Below are 14,818 nucleotides of genomic sequence, written 5' to 3' on the forward strand. Positions count from 1 at the left end.
AAAGGTCTCAAGGGGAGCGAGGCGCTGCCACGACTCCGCTTCTCCCCAGCGGGGAGAAGATGCCGGCAGGCAGATGAGGGGGTGAGCGGCGAAGTCGCGAATGCACGGAGCGCAAGCGAAGGGCATGGAGCGCTTTTGATGCCGAGTATGACGCACCGTCTCCCGGCCCTTCGCTTCAAGCTCAGGGCGTTCGTCGCTGCAATCGATTCACTGGATCGATTGCTCGGGCTGCGCCCGACCGCTCCTCACCCATTCCCAATCAGGATCCCCGCACCGAGCACCAGGCCGCCGCCGAGCACCACCTGGAAGGCGGCGCGTAGGAAGGGTGTTTCCATGTAGCGGTTCTGGATGAAGGCGATGGCCCAGAGTTCGAAGAAGACGACGATCGCCGCGGTGATCGTTGCCGTCCAAAAATGCGGAATCAGATAGGGCAGCGCGTGGCCGAGGCCGCCGAGCGCCGTCATGATGCCGCAGGCAAGGCCGCGCTTGACCGGTGAGCCTCTGCCGGAGATCTTGCCGTCGTCGTGGGCGGCCTCGGTGAAGCCCATCGAGATGCCGGCGCCGACGGAAGCCGAAAGGCCGACAAGGAAGGTCTGCCAGGTATCCTGCGTGGCGAAGGCGGCGGCGAAGATCGGCGCCAGCGTCGAGACCGAGCCATCCATCAGCCCGGCAAGACCCGGCTGGACATAGGTCAGCACGAACTGCCGATGCACCGTCGCGTTCTCGTCATGCTTGACGTCTTCGGGCGTATGTTTGTCGCCCAGCATGCGGGCGATGTCCTCATGCCCCTGTTCGGCGAGGGCGAGATCACCGAGAAGCTCGCGCGTCGAGGCATCCGAGGTTCGCTTTGCCGCTTCGACATAGAAACGATAGGCCTGCTCCTCCATCGCCTCGGTTTCCCGCCGCATCGCATCGAGGGTAAGATTTGCCCTGAGCCAATCCGGCTTGCGTTCGTAGAAGCCCTCGACATGTTCGCGCCGGATCAGCGGAATGCGTTCGCCGAAACGCTGGCGATGGATTTCGAACAACGACTTGCGATGCGTGTCCTCGACCTCGGCCATATCCTCGAAGACTTTGGCGGAGGCCGGAAATTCGTTGCGCAATCGGTCGGCATAGGCGAGATAAATGCGGGCATCGTCTTCCTCGGAGGCGATCGCAAGCGCAAGAATCTCCTGCTCGGACAGCGATTCGAAAGATCGTTTCGAGGATCTGAAAAACCGCGCCAGCATGACTTTCTCCAAATTTAGAATTATTCTAAATCTAAAGAACGAAGCAATGACGGTCAAGTGCCTAGGATTGGTGAGGCGAACCGGCTGACAGATTGCCGCAATCGGCACCGACGAGTTTGGCACGCGGCCATGAAGGCCTATATGAGGGCTGCTGCATCACGCAGCGCCGGGATTATGATGGACAATGAGATTCAGGGACGCCCTGCCCATATTGCCGCGATCCGCGAAAGGGCGGAGGCCGAAATGCGGGAAATGGGCGTCGACGCGGCCTTCATCGACAGGTTGGTCGAGACTTTCTACGCCCGCGTACTTGCGCATCCCGATCTCGGCCCGGTGTTCGACGCCAGGCTCTCTGGCCGTTGGCCAGAGCATATGGCGAAGATGAAGAGCTTCTGGTCGGCGGTCGCCTTCCGCAGCGGCGCCTATGGCGGCAAGCCGGTGCAGGCGCATACGGGCGTCCAGAACCTGACGCCTGATCTCTTTCCGAAGTGGCTGTCGTTGTTTGCCGCGACGCTCGACGATATCGCCCCAACGCCGGAGGCCAAAGCCTGGTTCATGGCGACGGCGGAGCGGATCGCCAAAAGCCTGACTCTGTCGCTGTTCTACAATCCGGCGCTCGACGATCCCCAGCGCAAACCGGTCTGATCTCAATTATAGAGACGGCATCACCGGAAAACCGCTGACACTTTTAGAGCGCTTCGGCTTTTCATGGAAACGCAGAACCGCTCTACCTCTTGTTTTGACGCAATTCCGGACGGAAAAACCGCTTCGCACTTTTCCTGGAATTGCTCTAGCTCTTCGCCGCCGAGGCGGTGGCGCCGGCGCTGGCCGCCACCACCAGCGCCGTACCCAGTATCTGCAGCGCGGTCATTGGCTGAGCCAGGATCAGAAAACCGGCGAGCGCGCCGAGCGCCGGTTCGAGGCTCATCAGGATGCCGAAGGATGACGACGGCATGCGCCGCAGCGCCACCATCTCCAGCGCATAAGGCAAAAGCGGCACGAGGATGGCAAGGCCGAGAACCTCCGCCAGTCCCTTCAACGTGAAGGCGCCGCCTGTCTCGGCAAGGCCGAAGGGGGTTGCGACGAGGCCGGCAACGATCAGCGACATCGAGAGGCCCTCCAGCCCCTTGAAGGCGGCGCCGACCTTCTTCGTCAGCAGGATGTAGACCGCCCATCCCACAGCAGAGCCGAGGGCGAAGAGGACACCAGGGAGATTGCCGACCCAGCCTTCGCCGTCATGGGCGAGGAAAAGGATGCCGGCCGCAGCGATCAACGGCCAGAGCAGGCGCCAGGTCAGGCCGTAGCCGAAGACGGCGACCGAGAGCGGCCCGAGGAAATCGATGGCGATCGCCAGGCCGAGCGGCAGCCGCTGGATCGCCGCGAAGAAACAGAGGGTCATGGCGGCGGTCGTCGTGCCGAGCAACAAGGTCGCCCGCCACTGGGCGCTGCTATAACGCAGGAGGGAAGGCCTGACGACAACGGCCAGGATGATCGCCGCGAAAGCAAGCCGCAGCCAGGTGGCGCCGGCAACGCCATAGGTGGCAATGGCTGAGGAAGACAGCGCCGCGCCGAACTGGATCGAAGACATCGACATCAGGCACATCGCAACCCCGGCCGCCAGCCCGCCCGAAGACGACGGCATGCCTGGCTGCGCAATCAAGGCTGCGCCGTCCATCCCGGTCTCGATATTCTTGATGTCCATGTGGCTCCCGATCCTGCGGCGGTTCTACGCCGAAGACAGGGGAGAACCAAATTCAAACTTTTCATGCCGGGATCAAGAGCGCTGATGCGGCGCCAAGGAACGGCCGGCGAGCCCCTCATCGCCTGCCGGCACCTTCTCCCCGCAGGCGGGGCGAAGGGGGATAGCCGCAACCTCTCCGTCCCTCTCGCGCCTCTCGCAGGGCACGTCCCCTCTCCCCGTTTTTAACGGGGAAAGGGCTAGGGTGAGGGGCAGCCATCGGCGCGAACCGGCCAAGCAAAAGCTCGCACGCGATATCAGCGACGGCCGGAGAGGATCACCTCCTCGGCGTCTTCGAAGCTCATCTCGAAGACTTTCCTGCCGATCTCGAAGCTGAAACCGTTGCGGGCGAAAGCGGAGAGCTCCTTGGCCTTTCGCTTGTCGTCGAGTTCGACCCGGCGGAAAGGACCGAAGGCGCGCTTGCGGGCAAATATCGCGGCGGCATAGAGGTCGTCAGCCCCCTCGAGTGCCGTCTCGACCTTGTCGCTGGAGACGCCCTTTGCGGTCAGTTTCTGAGCGATCGCACGCTTCGATTTGCCGCCGCGCACGGCAGAGCGCGTGCTGATTTCGGCAAAGGCGTTATCGTCGAGCACTTTATTGTCATAGGCAAATTTGACGGCGAAATCGGCAACGGCCTTGAGTTGTGCCGCGCCGATATCCTCGAACTTCTCCTTGGCCTTGCGGGTGATGGCGTCAAAGAGCTGCTTTTCCGTCATCATCCGCCGCTCCAGGCGATAGATGGCGGAGTTGCGCGCCCAGCTCAGCATGCGTGGTGTCGGGATATCGGACGGAACGGTCTCTTCGGTCATCTCAGTGATCAGCTCTCGAGACCTTTCAGCACATTGGCAACGTTGAGGCCGATTTCCGGCACGCCGTAGCCGCCCTCCATGCAGACGAGCACCGGCAGGCCGGCGGCGGAGATCATCTCTCCCATGCGAATGAAGTCATCCGATTTCAGCTGGAAGAAGGAGATCGGATCGCGTTCGAAGGTATCGACGCCGAGCGCCACGACGATCGCCTCGGCGCCGAAGGCCTTGATACGGGCAAGCGCATCGGCAAGGGCCGAAGACCAGGCCTCCCAGGGCGTGCCCGGCGGCATCGGATAATTGCGGTTGGCGCCGGTGCCCGCCCCCTCGCCCTCCTCGTCGGCATGGCCAAGGAAATAAGGAAAGGCATGCATGGGATCGCCATGCAGCGAGGCGGTGAAGACGTCGCCTCTGTGATAGAAGAGATCCTGAGTGCCGTTGCCATGGTGGAAATCGACATCCAGCACCGCGACTTTCCTCGCACCATGGTCGAGCAGCCGCTGCGCCGCGACACCTGAATTGTTGATGAAGCAATAGCCGCCGAAGAGATCGATGCCGGCATGGTGGCCGGGCGGGCGGCAGAGCGCGAAGGCAAAGCGATTGCCGGCATTCAGCCAGTCGGCGCCGGTGATCGCGCAGCGCATGGAAGCGATCGCCGCCGCGTAGGAACCCTTGGTGATCGAGGTGTCGGCGGCATTGGCATAGTGGCCGATCGCGCCGACGATATTCTCGGGCACGCGCTGGCTGGTGCGGCGAACGGCGAAGGAATTGGCGATCGCCTCGCCGGTGAAACCGGCCGCCACCCAGCGGTCCCAAACGGTGGCGAGAAAATCCAGATAGGCGGGATCGTGCACCTTCAGCGCCGTTTCCAGTCCGTGCGGATCGGGTGCCACGACATCGGCAAAGCCGACCTGCTTGACCGCCGCCAGGATCCATTCGGCGCGAAACGGCGCCTCGAAGGGCGTCACCAGTTGGCCGGCATGCAGCTCGGTCTTGGCATCGCGCAGCTTGTGATCTTCGGAATAGATGACGCGCATTTCAGATCCTGCCTTTGATTGACAATGGAGATTTACACGGCTCGGCCCTGACAAAAAAGCGGTGCGGGCTCTTGATCGTCTGGAATAATGACGCCACCTTCGCCGATGTTTTGAGAACGAGGAATTTTTCCGCATGAAAGTGCTGATGGTCGATGTCGACGGCGTGCTAATTCATGGTCGTCCGGCCGACGGGCTGCCGCATTTCACCTATCTGGAGCGTGATCTCGGGCTGCGTGTCGAGCTGCTGCAGCAGGAATTCTTCCAGACCCACTGGGATGACATCATCGTCGGCCGCGAGCCGATGGAGCCACGGCTTGCCAGCGTGCTCGAAAAGATCGCACCGCATCTCAGCGCCGAGACGCTGATCGACTACTGGTTCGAAAACGATTCCCGTCTCGACCGCGCTCTGCTGGACGCGCTCGCCGCGCTGAGGCAAAGCGGTATCACTCTCTTTCTGGCGACCAACCAGGAGCATAGGCGGGCGGGCTATCTGATGGAGGAGGCCGGCCTTGACGCGCATTTCGACGGGATCATCTATTCCGCAGCGCTCGGACACCGCAAACCCTCGCCTGAGTTTTTCCGGCTGGCGACCGAGCGGGCCGGCGCCCTGCCCGGCGAGATCGCCTTCATCGACGATATGGCGGAAAATATCGACGCGGCGCGGCAGTTCGGCTGGAACGCGGCGCAATGGACGGCGGGTGCGACGCTTGGCGCCACACTTCCTGCCTTCGCCAGACCGGCCTGAGCGGCGCCGGCACACTCAGGCGATCTGTTTATAGAACAGCGTGGTGGCGCAGAAGCCGCCTTCCGGCCACAGCGCGTAATCGGGAATGACGCCGACACGCTGCCAGCCGAGGCGCGGATAGATCGCCTCGGCATCGCTGCCGGTTGCCGTGTCGAGCACCAGCAGGGTTTTGCCACGCTTTGCCGCCTCGCGCTCGGCGGCATCCATCAGCAGCCGGGCAAGGCCACGGCCGCGGGCGGAGCGGTGCACCAAGAGCTTCTTCAGATCGCCGCGGTGCGGCTGGTTCGGCATCTGCGCGGCGCCCACCTGCACCGTGCCGACGATCCGGCCCTCCAGTTCGGCGACCAGCAGCAGGTTGCCGCCGGTGGCGACCGCATCGGCGACATCGCGCCAATAGGGCTCGGCATCCTCTGGCCCATAGGGCTGCATGAAGCCGACCGAGGCGCCGCCCGCGACGCAATCGACAAGCACCTCTGAAAGGGCAGGGATGGCGGCGCGCGCCTCCTCGGCGGAAAGGGTACGAATGTCGACCATGCTGTTCTCCTGAAATGAGCTGTTAGCGGCCGCCGCGATCGAGCACGACGCAATAGCGCGCCGGGGCATGGCCGGGATTGTGGAAGACATGGCCCTCGCCGACGGGCATGAAGAGACAATCGCCGGGGCGCAGCCGATAGACCACCTCGCCCGCCGTCATCTCCAGCTCGCCGTCGAACAGCCATACATGCTGGGTCATGTCATGCGCGCTGGCATGCGGGGGAAAGCTGACGCGGGCGCCCGCGGGAAATTCGACTTCGACGATATCGACACCGGAGGCTGTGCCCGGCGCCGAGACCGACCGTCTGAGATAACCGGTCTCCGGGTCGCGCCAGACCTGTTGCTCCTGCCGGCGGGCAAGCGGCGAGGCCTGCTGTCCCTCCTCGGCAAAGAAGGCCGACAGCGACAGGCCGAGGGCAGCGCAGATTCTCGCCAGCAGCGAGGCGGTCGGGCTCGCCTCAGCCCGCTCGATACGCGAGATCATCGCCCGGCTGACCCCGGAAGCCGTGGCGAGATCGTCAAGGGTCAATCCTTTGTCCAGCCGCAGCTTGCGGATACGGATGCCGATCGCCTGTTCCAGTTGCTCTTCCATTTTCCGATCCCGATTCTATTATAAGAGAATTACATGATCCGATGATGGAATCAACCCCTGCTAGGCGGGCGGCGCCATCCTTGCTTTCGCCACAGCCTCGCCGATATATGGCAGCGCAATTCAGATGGGAGAGAGTGATGGACACCAGCACGCAGAGCACCGAACCGACGGCAAGCTTCACGGCCGCCGCCTGGGACAGGATCGCGCCGGTCATGGCCAAGATCGAGGTCTTGCCGCTTCTCACCCGCCTGTCCGACGGTACGCTACCGCCTGAAGTTTTCCGGCACTACATCCTCCAGGACGCGCTCTACCTGAAACATTATGCGCGCTGCCTGGCGATCGTCGCGGCCAAGGCGCCCGACAATGCGCAGGTGCTGCGCTTCCTCGGTTCGGCGCAGAAGGCGATCACCGTCGAGCAGGGCCTGCATGCCGGCTTCCTGACCCAGTTCGGCATCACCTCTGCGGATGTGACATCAGCCGAACCCTCGCCTGCCTGCTTTGCCTATACGAATTTTCTGCTCGCCACGGCCTATCACCGCTCCTACGCGGTGGCGCTTTCTTCCATCCTTCCCTGCTTCTGGATCTACTGGCACGTCGGCGAGGCGATCAAGAGCCGGCCGGCAATCGAGGGCAATGCCTTCCAGGCCTGGATCAACACCTATGGCGATCCGCAATTTGCCGCCGGTGCCCGCGAAGTGATCGCGCTGACCGACATTGCCGCCCGCGCCGCATCGCCGGTGGAGCGCGCCGAGATGAGCGATGTCTTCGTGCGCGCCTCGCAATATGAATGGATGTTCTGGGATTCGGCCTGGCGGCTGGAGACGTGGCCGGTCTGATCCGAGCCCGACCGGCTGACAAAATAGCGTAAACAGCGGGATAATTACCGCTTTGCGGCAGGGGGCGGCGCTGCTATATGGCGCGCATGAGCACCAATTCGACCATTCCGCTGTCCCATATCCGCAACTTTTCGATCGTGGCCCATATCGACCACGGCAAATCGACGCTGGCCGACCGGCTGATCCAGACGACGGGCGGCCTTGCCGAGCGCGAAATGTCCGAGCAGGTGCTCGACAATATGGATATCGAGCGCGAGCGCGGCATCACCATCAAGGCGCAGACCGTGCGCCTGCATTACCAGGCGAACAATGGCGAGAAATATATTCTCAACCTGATCGACACGCCCGGCCATGTCGACTTCGCTTATGAAGTCTCTCGGTCGCTGTCGGCCTGCGAGGGCTCGCTGCTCGTCGTCGACGCCAGCCAGGGCGTCGAGGCGCAGACGCTTGCCAATGTCTATCAGGCGATCGACAACAATCACGAGATCGTCACCGTCCTCAACAAGATCGACCTGCCGGCCGCCGAACCCGACCGCATCAAGGAGCAGATCGAGGAAGTGATCGGCATCGATGCTTCGGAGGCCGTGCTGATCTCGGCCAAAACCGGTCTCGGCATTCCCGACGTGCTGGAGGCGATCGTCCACAAGCTGCCGGCGCCGAAGAGCCCCGGCGGCGATAAAGCGCCGCTGAAGGCGCTGCTCGTCGACAGCTGGTACGACACCTATCTCGGCGTCATGGTTCTCGTGCGCATCATCGATGGCGTGCTGACCAAGGGCCAGACGATCCGCATGATGGGCACCGATGCGAAATACCAGGTGGAGCGCGTCGGCGTGCTGACGCCGAAGATGGTCAATGCCGACAGCCTCGGCCCCGGCGAGATCGGCTTTATCACCGCCTCGATCAAGGAAGTCGCCGATACCCGCGTCGGCGATACGATCACCGAGGACAAGCGGCCGACCGCCCAGGCGCTGCCGGGCTTCAAGCCGGCGCAGCCGGTGGTGTTCTGCGGCCTGTTCCCAGTCGATGCCGCCGATTTCGAGGACCTGCGCGCCGCCATGGGCAAACTTCGCCTCAACGACGCCTCGTTTTCCTTCGAGATGGAATCGTCGGCCGCCCTCGGCTTCGGCTTCCGCTGCGGCTTCCTCGGCCTGCTGCATCTCGAAATCATCCAGGAGCGGCTGGAGCGCGAGTTCGACCTCGACCTCATCGCCACCGCACCCTCCGTCGTCTACAAGATGTTCATGACCGACGGCACGGAGCGCGAGTTGCACAACCCGGCCGACATGCCCGATGTCGTCAAGATCTCCGAAATCCACGAACCGTGGATCCGCGCGACGATCCTCACACCAGACGATTATCTCGGCGGTATTCTGAAGCTTTGCCAGGACCGCCGCGGCATCCAGATCGAACTCACCTATGTCGGCACGCGCGCGATGCTGACCTACGATCTGCCGCTCAATGAAGTCGTCTTCGATTTCTACGATCGGCTGAAGTCGATCTCCAAGGGCTACGCCTCCTTCGACTACACGCTGACCGACCACCGCGAGGGCAACCTGGTGAAGATGTCGATCCTCGTCAATAGCGAGCCGGTCGATGCGCTGTCGATGATGGTGCACCGGACGGCTGCCGAAAAGCGCGGCCGCGATATGTGTGAGAAGCTCAAGGAGCTGATCCCGAAGCACATGTTCAAGATCCCGATCCAGGCGGCGATCGGCGGCAACGTCATTGCCCGCGAGACGATCTCGGCGCTGCGCAAGGACGTGACCGCCAAATGCTACGGCGGCGACGCCACCCGCAAGCGCAAGCTGCTCGACAAGCAGAAGGCTGGCAAGAAGCGCATGCGCCAGTTCGGCAAGGTGGAGATTCCGCAGGAAGCCTTCATCGCCGCATTGAAGATGGGCGACGAATAACGCTTCTCAAGCGCATCTCATGCGCATATGATCTGCGCATGAGATGCAGGAGATCGTTATGGCCCAGCAGGCAAGAAAAGCAGCGAACCTGTCTCTCGATGAAGGTCTCGTCTCGCAGGCGCGCGAGCTGAAGATCAACATATCCAGGGCGGCGGAAGATGGAATCGCGAAAGCCATAAAGGCGGAACGCGAGCGGCTGTGGCGTATCGAGAATGCCGAGGCCATCCGGCTGGAAAACGAATATGTCGAAAAGCACGGCTTGCCGTTCGCCAAGTACCGCCAATTTTAATGGCTCGCTTCCACGTCTATCGCCTTAAGAGCGGGAATATCCTTGCCATCGATCTTCAAGCCAATCTGCTTGATGACCTGCCTTCGCGTGTCATGGTTCGCATCCGGTTCAAGAGCTGAACTGGTCGATCTCGCGACTGAACCCGCGCTTCTCAATCGAGGGTGAAATCTATGTCATGGCCACCCAGCGCATGGCGTCGATCCCGACCGCGGAAATAGGAAAAGCGGTCGCAGACCTATCTGGTAAAAGCGATGCCATCACCAGTGCCCTGGACTTTCTCTTCCAAGGCTTCTGAGTTCACTGTCCGGCCATATACTCCTTCACCAGCCCTTCATAGGCCGCCATCTCGGGCAGCGCCTCGTAGCTGTGCACCGCGCCGGTCTCGGCGAATGACAGCTTCTCGCTCGTCCATGTCTCGATGAAGGGCGTGAACCAGCGGAGATCGTCGAGCATGGTGACGCGCAAATTGACGAACCAGTCCATGCCTTCCGGGCGGGTGAACATCCAGCTCATGCAATGCGGGCAAAAATAATGTTTCGTAACGCCGTGCAGGCCGCCGATGACCGGCTCGCCTTGCGTGATCTCAAAGCCCTCGCTGGGGATAGCGGCGCTCAGCGAATAGGCGCTCGCGGTCATCCTCCGGCAGCCTGTGCAATGGCAGGCCATGGTCAGCAGCGGCGGCGCGCTGATCTTCAACCGCACCCGGCCGCAACGGCAGCCGCCTTCCATGGATAAAGTTCGCTCGCTCATGATGTCCTCCCGGTTTTGCCTTCTGATCTAGTGGAGCTTTCGTCGCTGTCGAGGTGGCGAGTCATCGCGGAATGGGCGGCCTTGCCAGCGTTAGCGAACGCGCGCCGGGTTGCCGACCACGGTAGCGCCCGCCGGCACGTCTCGTGTCACCACGGCGCCGGCACCGACAATCGCACCATCACCGATCGTGACACCGCCGAGGATGATGGCGCTGCCGCCGATCCAGACGTCGCTGCCGATAACGACCGGCCGGGCGATCTCGATGCCCTGGCTGCGAACTACGGGATCCTTATGATGTTCGGCGCAATAGATCTGCACGCTGGGGCCGAACATGCTGCGGTCGCCGATGGTCACCCGGCCGGAATCGAGGATGGTGCAGCCGGCATTGAAATAGACCCGCTCGCCGAGAGTGATGTTGATGCCGTAGGAGCAGTGAAACGGCGCCTCGATGAAGACATTGGGCGACGCCTGCGCAAAGAGCGTCCTCAGGGCCGGCGCCATCGCGCCGCGCTCGTCCGGCGGCAGCGTGTTGTGCGCATGGACGGCCAGGCGCGCCTGCCGGCGCAAGAGATCGAGCTCGTCATCGAGGCAGCAATACCATTCGCCTGCCGCCATCTTCTCGCGTTCGCTTGCCGGCATGACCTCGCCTCTCACGCCGAGGCCTCTGACAGCATCTCGATCTCGTCTGCTTCAATCAGGCTGACCCAAGCGCGGGCGATGGCAAGGCCCGCGGCATCGGCGCCACGCCCATGTCTTGCCGCCAGTTCGGCATGGCTCTCCAGCCAGCCAGGCGCGATGCGCTCGATCGTATCGGGGAATTCGGCCTTCCATTGCTCGACGACCGCGGAATTGGCCTCGAAATGGAACTGGGTGCCATAGACGGCGCGGCCGATGCGGAACGCCTGGTTCTCGGCGACGGGGCTTGTCGCCAGACGCACCGCACCGGCTGGCAGGGAAAACGTATCGGCATGCCATTCGAAGATGGTGAATTCGCCGCCCAGCGCCGACAGCAGCGGGTCGGCCCGGCCCTCCTCGGTGACGCCGATACCGTGCCAGCCGAATTCGCGGGCGCTTCCTAAGAAATTGTCGCCGCCATAGGCGCGGGCGAGGATCTGGCTGCCGAGGCAGATGCCGAGCACCGCCTTGCCGGCATCGCCGAAGCGACGCGTCAGCCGGACAAGATCCGGCAGGTAGGGATGCGTTTCGTCATCCAGCGCGCTCTGCTCGCCACCAAGAACGACAAGCGCGTCATGGCCGGATATATCCGGCGGCAGGATGCCGTCCTGCCATGCCCGAAACCATTCGATCTCCGCTCCCGCCTCATCGAGCGCTAGAGCAAGCGCGCCGAGGCCGGTGTTCCTCATGTTTTCGATGACTGCTATCCGCATGGGCTTTTCCCGGTATGGCCGATAAGGGGAAGAGACCATGACGGCGGGTGGCGCGCAAGACGCTTGGAGGCGATTGCGCGCGCCAATAACAGCGCTTAAACCAATGCAAACGAAAGGAAATTGCCATGACCGAAAAAGCTCGCGTTTCGATCCTCTATTGCACCCAGTGCAACTGGCTGCTGCGCACCGCCTGGATGGCGCAGGAGCTGCTGCATACTTTTTCCGACAGTCTCGGCGAAGTGGCGCTGATCCCCGGCACCGGCGGCAATTTCGAGATCCGCGTCAACGGCGATCTGATCTGGGAGCGCAAGCGCGACGGCGGCTTTCCCGGGCCGAAGGAACTGAAGCAGCGGGTCCGCGATATCATCGAGCCCGGCCGCGATCTCGGCCATGTCGACCGCGCCTCGCTGGAAAGCTGACGACGGCGCTCAGCGATAGGGCGAGCGGCAGGTCTTGTAGATGCCTTCATAGGTGAGGAAACGGTCCGTCCGCGGATCGTAGGAGCGGTATTCATTGCTGCACCAGGCGACATGGCTATTCCTGTCAACCGCCTTCGGCTGCAGTCGGCGCACCGGCGGCGGCTCATAGGTCAGCTGCGGCCGGCCGGCCGCACCCGGCTGATAATAGGTCGGACCCGTCGCGCCGCGCGGGCGGTAATTCGGCTGGACATAGGCGGGTCGATGCCATTGCTGCGGCCCGAAACCGAAGCAGCCGCGAAAATCACAGAGCGTCGATCCGGTGTTGAGCGGCCCGACCCCCGGCTTGCCCAACTTCAGCGAATCGGCCCCTGCCGTGACAGGCGCGAGAACGGCGAGAAGACCGGCAAACACTATCATGCGGACAACGGGCATGAGCGATTCCTTTCGATATTTCCTTAATATAGGGCGTAGCAAGCGAAGCGCTATGCCCGCCTTCCGGCCACTCCCGCTCAGATGACCAACTGTTTTTCGCCAACTGTCAGAAAAACTTCAAAAACCCGGTTGACAGTCAGGAGCCGCCCCCTTACATCGCTCTCCGTCGCCCAGATGGCGGAATTGGTAGACGCGCCAGCTTCAGGTGCTGGTACCCGAAAGGGTGTGGAGGTTCGAGTCCTCTTCTGGGCACCATTCCATTCTTGATCAATACCAAGATCAAGGAGTTAAGCCTTTAAAATTTGCGCATTTCGTGAATGTAAGCAACACTGCGCCTGGGGCGTCCATTCGATAGATCCCCAGACCTCTAAATCCATATATTTCTAGATGCGTATTCGGGCCGCTGACAGCGCCTCCATTGACTTCCTTATTCGCGAATGGAACATAAAGCGAACATGATGGAGTCCTGCAATGATCCGATTCGCCACATCCGTAGCCAGCAACCCCGAGCCTGCAAAGGCGCGCCAGGCGGCAGCGGCCAAGCCAGCCATTGAGATGGCTTCGCCCAAACAGGTCATTGATGAATCCTCGACCGGTGTGGTCCTTGCTGCCTATCCGCCGCTGGTCGGCTCCGAGTCAGACGAGCTCGGCTCCGACACTCCGCCGAAGATCACGAAGCCACCACGTCGTGCGGCAAAAAATCGGAAGCCTAAAGTCGCCGAAGCAGCCAGCACTCCACTCCAGCTTGATCTCGAGGCCTAACCGTCTCTCCGGGACAAGAATTGCCGGCAATTCCGGGAACTCCTCCCATAATCTATATAGCACTTCGGAATCCCGAAATTGGTTGCGGGCTTGAAATCATTCGATGTTTCCCCACGACAACACCTCACAAAACCCGGCGGATTTCGGAATCCCGAAGCGGCGGAATTTCGGGATTCCGAAGTGAGGTTTTTTTCGTGACGACGGGTGCGTCTGTGATAGTAGGCGGCCGGCAAACCGATATCCCGCGGGAGCCATCAGCAGAGCTTTCCCTTATCGGGCGGTTCGCAGCATGTGCATCTCGCGCGTCAGCGCGGCGTTGGCCGGCGCATGATGGAGTGGTTGATGGCCTTCATGCGGCCATTTCGGCCTTCGTTTTCCTGCTGTCTGGAATAACGGTCAGAACCCCCATGCCGGCTTCTCTGGCGGCGCTGAGAAGCAATTCCCTCAGTTTGTCCATCCCCGCTTGCCCCATGACGGCATCGGCGCAAGCCTTCACCGCCGCGACATACTCCTCGCCGTCCTCAAACGGCCAGTCCACCATCAAAACTTCGGCCGCGTCGTGCAGCGTCCTGACGATCTTGCGCTTGTGCTCGCCGCCGAGAAAGAGAACAAGAGGCGCAAAATCCGCCGATGTGTTCCATTGCATGGCACTTCCTCCCCAAGAGTTAGAATATTAGTAACAATGCAAGAAGCATGCCGCGGAGGCGGAAGGGGGTTGCGAGGGCTCGAGCCATTCTCCTCAGATCGTCGGCGGGTGGTGTCGCAAGGGCTGAAAGGTGTTCAACTCGACCGTTCTGGAATGTTTGACGTCATCTCTTTTACGGTCGCCGAGAGCAGTGGTTCATAGAAAGGGCTGGCGATGGATATCAGCGCTTTGCACATGTGTGAAACACGCTAAGACCGGGTGGCGGCGACGCTGATCGATCTTGCATCGACGCGGATCTACCACGACAGCACGGTGCTGCAGCAGTCGGCCTGAGATTGATCCTCACCGCACCGGCTGATAATGGCCGCGCAGCGGCACCTTGTCGTCCATCGAGATGAAGCCGTCGCGTTCGCAGACATACATCAGCGTTGGCATACCGCCCGAGCGGAAGATCTCGTCATAGCGGCGGCGGATCTGGACGGTTTCGGTGCGGCAATTATAGGATTCTTCCTCCTTCTTGTCCGGCTGCGCCTTGACGCCGGGCAGACCCTTGTAGGGGTAGAGGGGCTGAACGCCGGAATCGACCGACTTCGTCCAGTCGACGGCAACGGCGGACGCGGGCGCCAGGCTGGACACGGCAACGAGCGACATCAGAAGCATCATTATAGGCCGCATGGGAATTCTCCTGCCAGCAATCGGGCACAC

Annotated in this window: 19 protein-coding genes, 1 tRNA gene and 1 pseudogene; 9 read left to right on the top strand and 12 right to left on the bottom strand. The window is 62.0% G+C overall.

What is annotated here, in order from left to right; all coding sequences use genetic code 11:
- Positions 1-245 precede the first annotated feature (245 nt).
- Complete coding sequence (mbfA, locus tag RCCGE510_RS23085; protein WP_007633994.1) at positions 246-1,229, bottom strand: iron exporter MbfA; 984 nt, start codon at positions 1,227-1,229, stop codon at positions 246-248.
- A 177-nt stretch (positions 1,230-1,406) separates the two neighbouring features.
- Between mbfA and RCCGE510_RS23090 the strand changes: the two genes are divergently transcribed.
- Entirely contained in the window at positions 1,407-1,874 is a 468-nt protein-coding gene (locus RCCGE510_RS23090; protein WP_007633995.1) for a truncated hemoglobin, read from the top strand.
- A 145-nt stretch (positions 1,875-2,019) separates the two neighbouring features.
- Here the strand turns inward: RCCGE510_RS23090 and RCCGE510_RS23095 are convergent, their stop codons facing one another.
- From RCCGE510_RS23095 to RCCGE510_RS23105, 3 genes are all read right to left on the bottom strand, one after another.
- The gene (locus RCCGE510_RS23095; protein ID WP_007633996.1) at positions 2,020-2,931 is read right to left on the bottom strand and encodes an EamA family transporter; all 912 of its coding nucleotides are present in this window, start codon (positions 2,929-2,931) and stop codon (positions 2,020-2,022) included.
- 293 nt (positions 2,932-3,224) lie between these two features.
- Complete coding sequence (recX, locus tag RCCGE510_RS23100; RefSeq protein WP_007633997.1) at positions 3,225-3,776, bottom strand: recombination regulator RecX; 552 nt, start codon at positions 3,774-3,776, stop codon at positions 3,225-3,227.
- A gap of 8 nt (positions 3,777-3,784) precedes the next feature.
- Entirely contained in the window at positions 3,785-4,810 is a 1,026-nt protein-coding gene (locus RCCGE510_RS23105; protein WP_007633998.1) for a histone deacetylase family protein, read from the bottom strand.
- A gap of 133 nt (positions 4,811-4,943) precedes the next feature.
- On the opposite strand from RCCGE510_RS23105, the gene RCCGE510_RS23110 reads away from it, so the two are divergent.
- Positions 4,944-5,555, top strand: coding sequence for an HAD-IA family hydrolase (locus RCCGE510_RS23110; RefSeq protein WP_007633999.1), 612 nt, complete (start codon positions 4,944-4,946; stop codon positions 5,553-5,555).
- Between the two features lie 15 nt (positions 5,556-5,570).
- On the opposite strand, the gene RCCGE510_RS23115 is transcribed toward RCCGE510_RS23110, so the two are convergent.
- Together RCCGE510_RS23115 and RCCGE510_RS23120 are read right to left on the bottom strand one after the other, a co-directional pair.
- Positions 5,571-6,089 carry a GNAT family N-acetyltransferase gene (locus RCCGE510_RS23115; RefSeq protein WP_007634000.1) on the bottom strand — a complete coding sequence of 173 codons (519 nt, stop codon included), beginning with the start codon at positions 6,087-6,089 and terminating at the stop codon, positions 5,571-5,573.
- Positions 6,090-6,111: 22 nt separating this feature from the next.
- On the bottom strand, positions 6,112-6,681 hold the full coding sequence (locus RCCGE510_RS23120) for an XRE family transcriptional regulator (protein WP_007634001.1): 570 nt from the start codon (positions 6,679-6,681) through the stop codon (positions 6,112-6,114).
- A 137-nt stretch (positions 6,682-6,818) separates the two neighbouring features.
- Between RCCGE510_RS23120 and tenA the strand changes: the two genes are divergently transcribed.
- From tenA to RCCGE510_RS23140, 4 genes and pseudogenes are all read left to right on the top strand, one after another.
- The gene (gene tenA / locus RCCGE510_RS23125; RefSeq protein ID WP_007634002.1) at positions 6,819-7,517 is read left to right on the top strand and encodes a thiaminase II; all 699 of its coding nucleotides are present in this window, start codon (positions 6,819-6,821) and stop codon (positions 7,515-7,517) included.
- Between the two features lie 77 nt (positions 7,518-7,594).
- On the top strand, positions 7,595-9,427 hold the full coding sequence (gene lepA / locus RCCGE510_RS23130; protein WP_007634003.1) for a translation elongation factor 4: 1,833 nt from the start codon (positions 7,595-7,597) through the stop codon (positions 9,425-9,427).
- Between the two features lie 58 nt (positions 9,428-9,485).
- The gene (locus RCCGE510_RS23135) at positions 9,486-9,716 is read left to right on the top strand and encodes a type II toxin-antitoxin system CcdA family antitoxin (protein ID WP_007634006.1); all 231 of its coding nucleotides are present in this window, start codon (positions 9,486-9,488) and stop codon (positions 9,714-9,716) included.
- A pseudogene (locus RCCGE510_RS23140) lies at positions 9,716-10,011 on the top strand (CcdB family protein). Before RCCGE510_RS23135 ends, RCCGE510_RS23140 begins: the two are co-directional and overlap by 1 nt.
- A gap of 2 nt (positions 10,012-10,013) precedes the next feature.
- On the opposite strand, the gene RCCGE510_RS23145 reads toward RCCGE510_RS23140, so the two are convergent.
- From RCCGE510_RS23145 to RCCGE510_RS23155, 3 genes are all read right to left on the bottom strand, one after another.
- Positions 10,014-10,466 carry a GFA family protein gene (locus tag RCCGE510_RS23145; RefSeq protein ID WP_037079453.1) on the bottom strand — a complete coding sequence of 151 codons (453 nt, stop codon included), beginning with the start codon at positions 10,464-10,466 and terminating at the stop codon, positions 10,014-10,016.
- A gap of 90 nt (positions 10,467-10,556) precedes the next feature.
- The gene (locus RCCGE510_RS23150; protein WP_007634012.1) at positions 10,557-11,105 is read right to left on the bottom strand and encodes a sugar O-acetyltransferase; all 549 of its coding nucleotides are present in this window, start codon (positions 11,103-11,105) and stop codon (positions 10,557-10,559) included.
- Positions 11,106-11,116: 11 nt separating this feature from the next.
- Positions 11,117-11,893, bottom strand: coding sequence for a type 1 glutamine amidotransferase (locus RCCGE510_RS23155; protein ID WP_192815341.1), 777 nt, complete (start codon positions 11,891-11,893; stop codon positions 11,117-11,119).
- Between the two features lie 86 nt (positions 11,894-11,979).
- On the opposite strand from RCCGE510_RS23155, the gene RCCGE510_RS23160 reads away from it, so the two are divergent.
- Complete coding sequence (locus tag RCCGE510_RS23160) at positions 11,980-12,273, top strand: SelT/SelW/SelH family protein (protein ID WP_007634014.1); 294 nt, start codon at positions 11,980-11,982, stop codon at positions 12,271-12,273.
- 9 nt (positions 12,274-12,282) lie between these two features.
- Here RCCGE510_RS23160 and RCCGE510_RS23165 read toward each other — a convergent pair whose 3' ends face one another.
- Positions 12,283-12,705 carry a BA14K family protein gene (locus tag RCCGE510_RS23165; RefSeq protein WP_007634016.1) on the bottom strand — a complete coding sequence of 141 codons (423 nt, stop codon included), beginning with the start codon at positions 12,703-12,705 and terminating at the stop codon, positions 12,283-12,285.
- Between the two features lie 168 nt (positions 12,706-12,873).
- Here RCCGE510_RS23165 and RCCGE510_RS23170 point away from each other — a divergent pair.
- Positions 12,874-12,960 (top strand) — tRNA-Leu (locus RCCGE510_RS23170).
- Positions 12,961-13,176: 216 nt separating this feature from the next.
- A complete protein-coding gene (locus RCCGE510_RS23175) occupies positions 13,177-13,467 on the top strand; it encodes a hypothetical protein (protein WP_007634018.1) in 291 nt (96 codons plus the stop codon).
- 349 nt (positions 13,468-13,816) lie between these two features.
- On the opposite strand, the gene RCCGE510_RS23180 is transcribed toward RCCGE510_RS23175, so the two are convergent.
- Together RCCGE510_RS23180 and RCCGE510_RS23185 are read right to left on the bottom strand one after the other, a co-directional pair.
- Positions 13,817-14,113 carry a DUF982 domain-containing protein gene (locus RCCGE510_RS23180; RefSeq protein ID WP_007634020.1) on the bottom strand — a complete coding sequence of 99 codons (297 nt, stop codon included), beginning with the start codon at positions 14,111-14,113 and terminating at the stop codon, positions 13,817-13,819.
- 342 nt (positions 14,114-14,455) lie between these two features.
- Positions 14,456-14,788, bottom strand: a complete 333-nt coding sequence (locus tag RCCGE510_RS23185; RefSeq protein ID WP_037079456.1) for a hypothetical protein — start codon at positions 14,786-14,788, stop codon at positions 14,456-14,458.
- Positions 14,789-14,818 lie beyond the last annotated feature (30 nt).

Origin of the sequence: Rhizobium sp. CCGE 510, from assembly GCF_000292525.1 — a bacterium.
Lineage (GTDB): Bacteria > Pseudomonadota > Alphaproteobacteria > Rhizobiales > Rhizobiaceae > Rhizobium.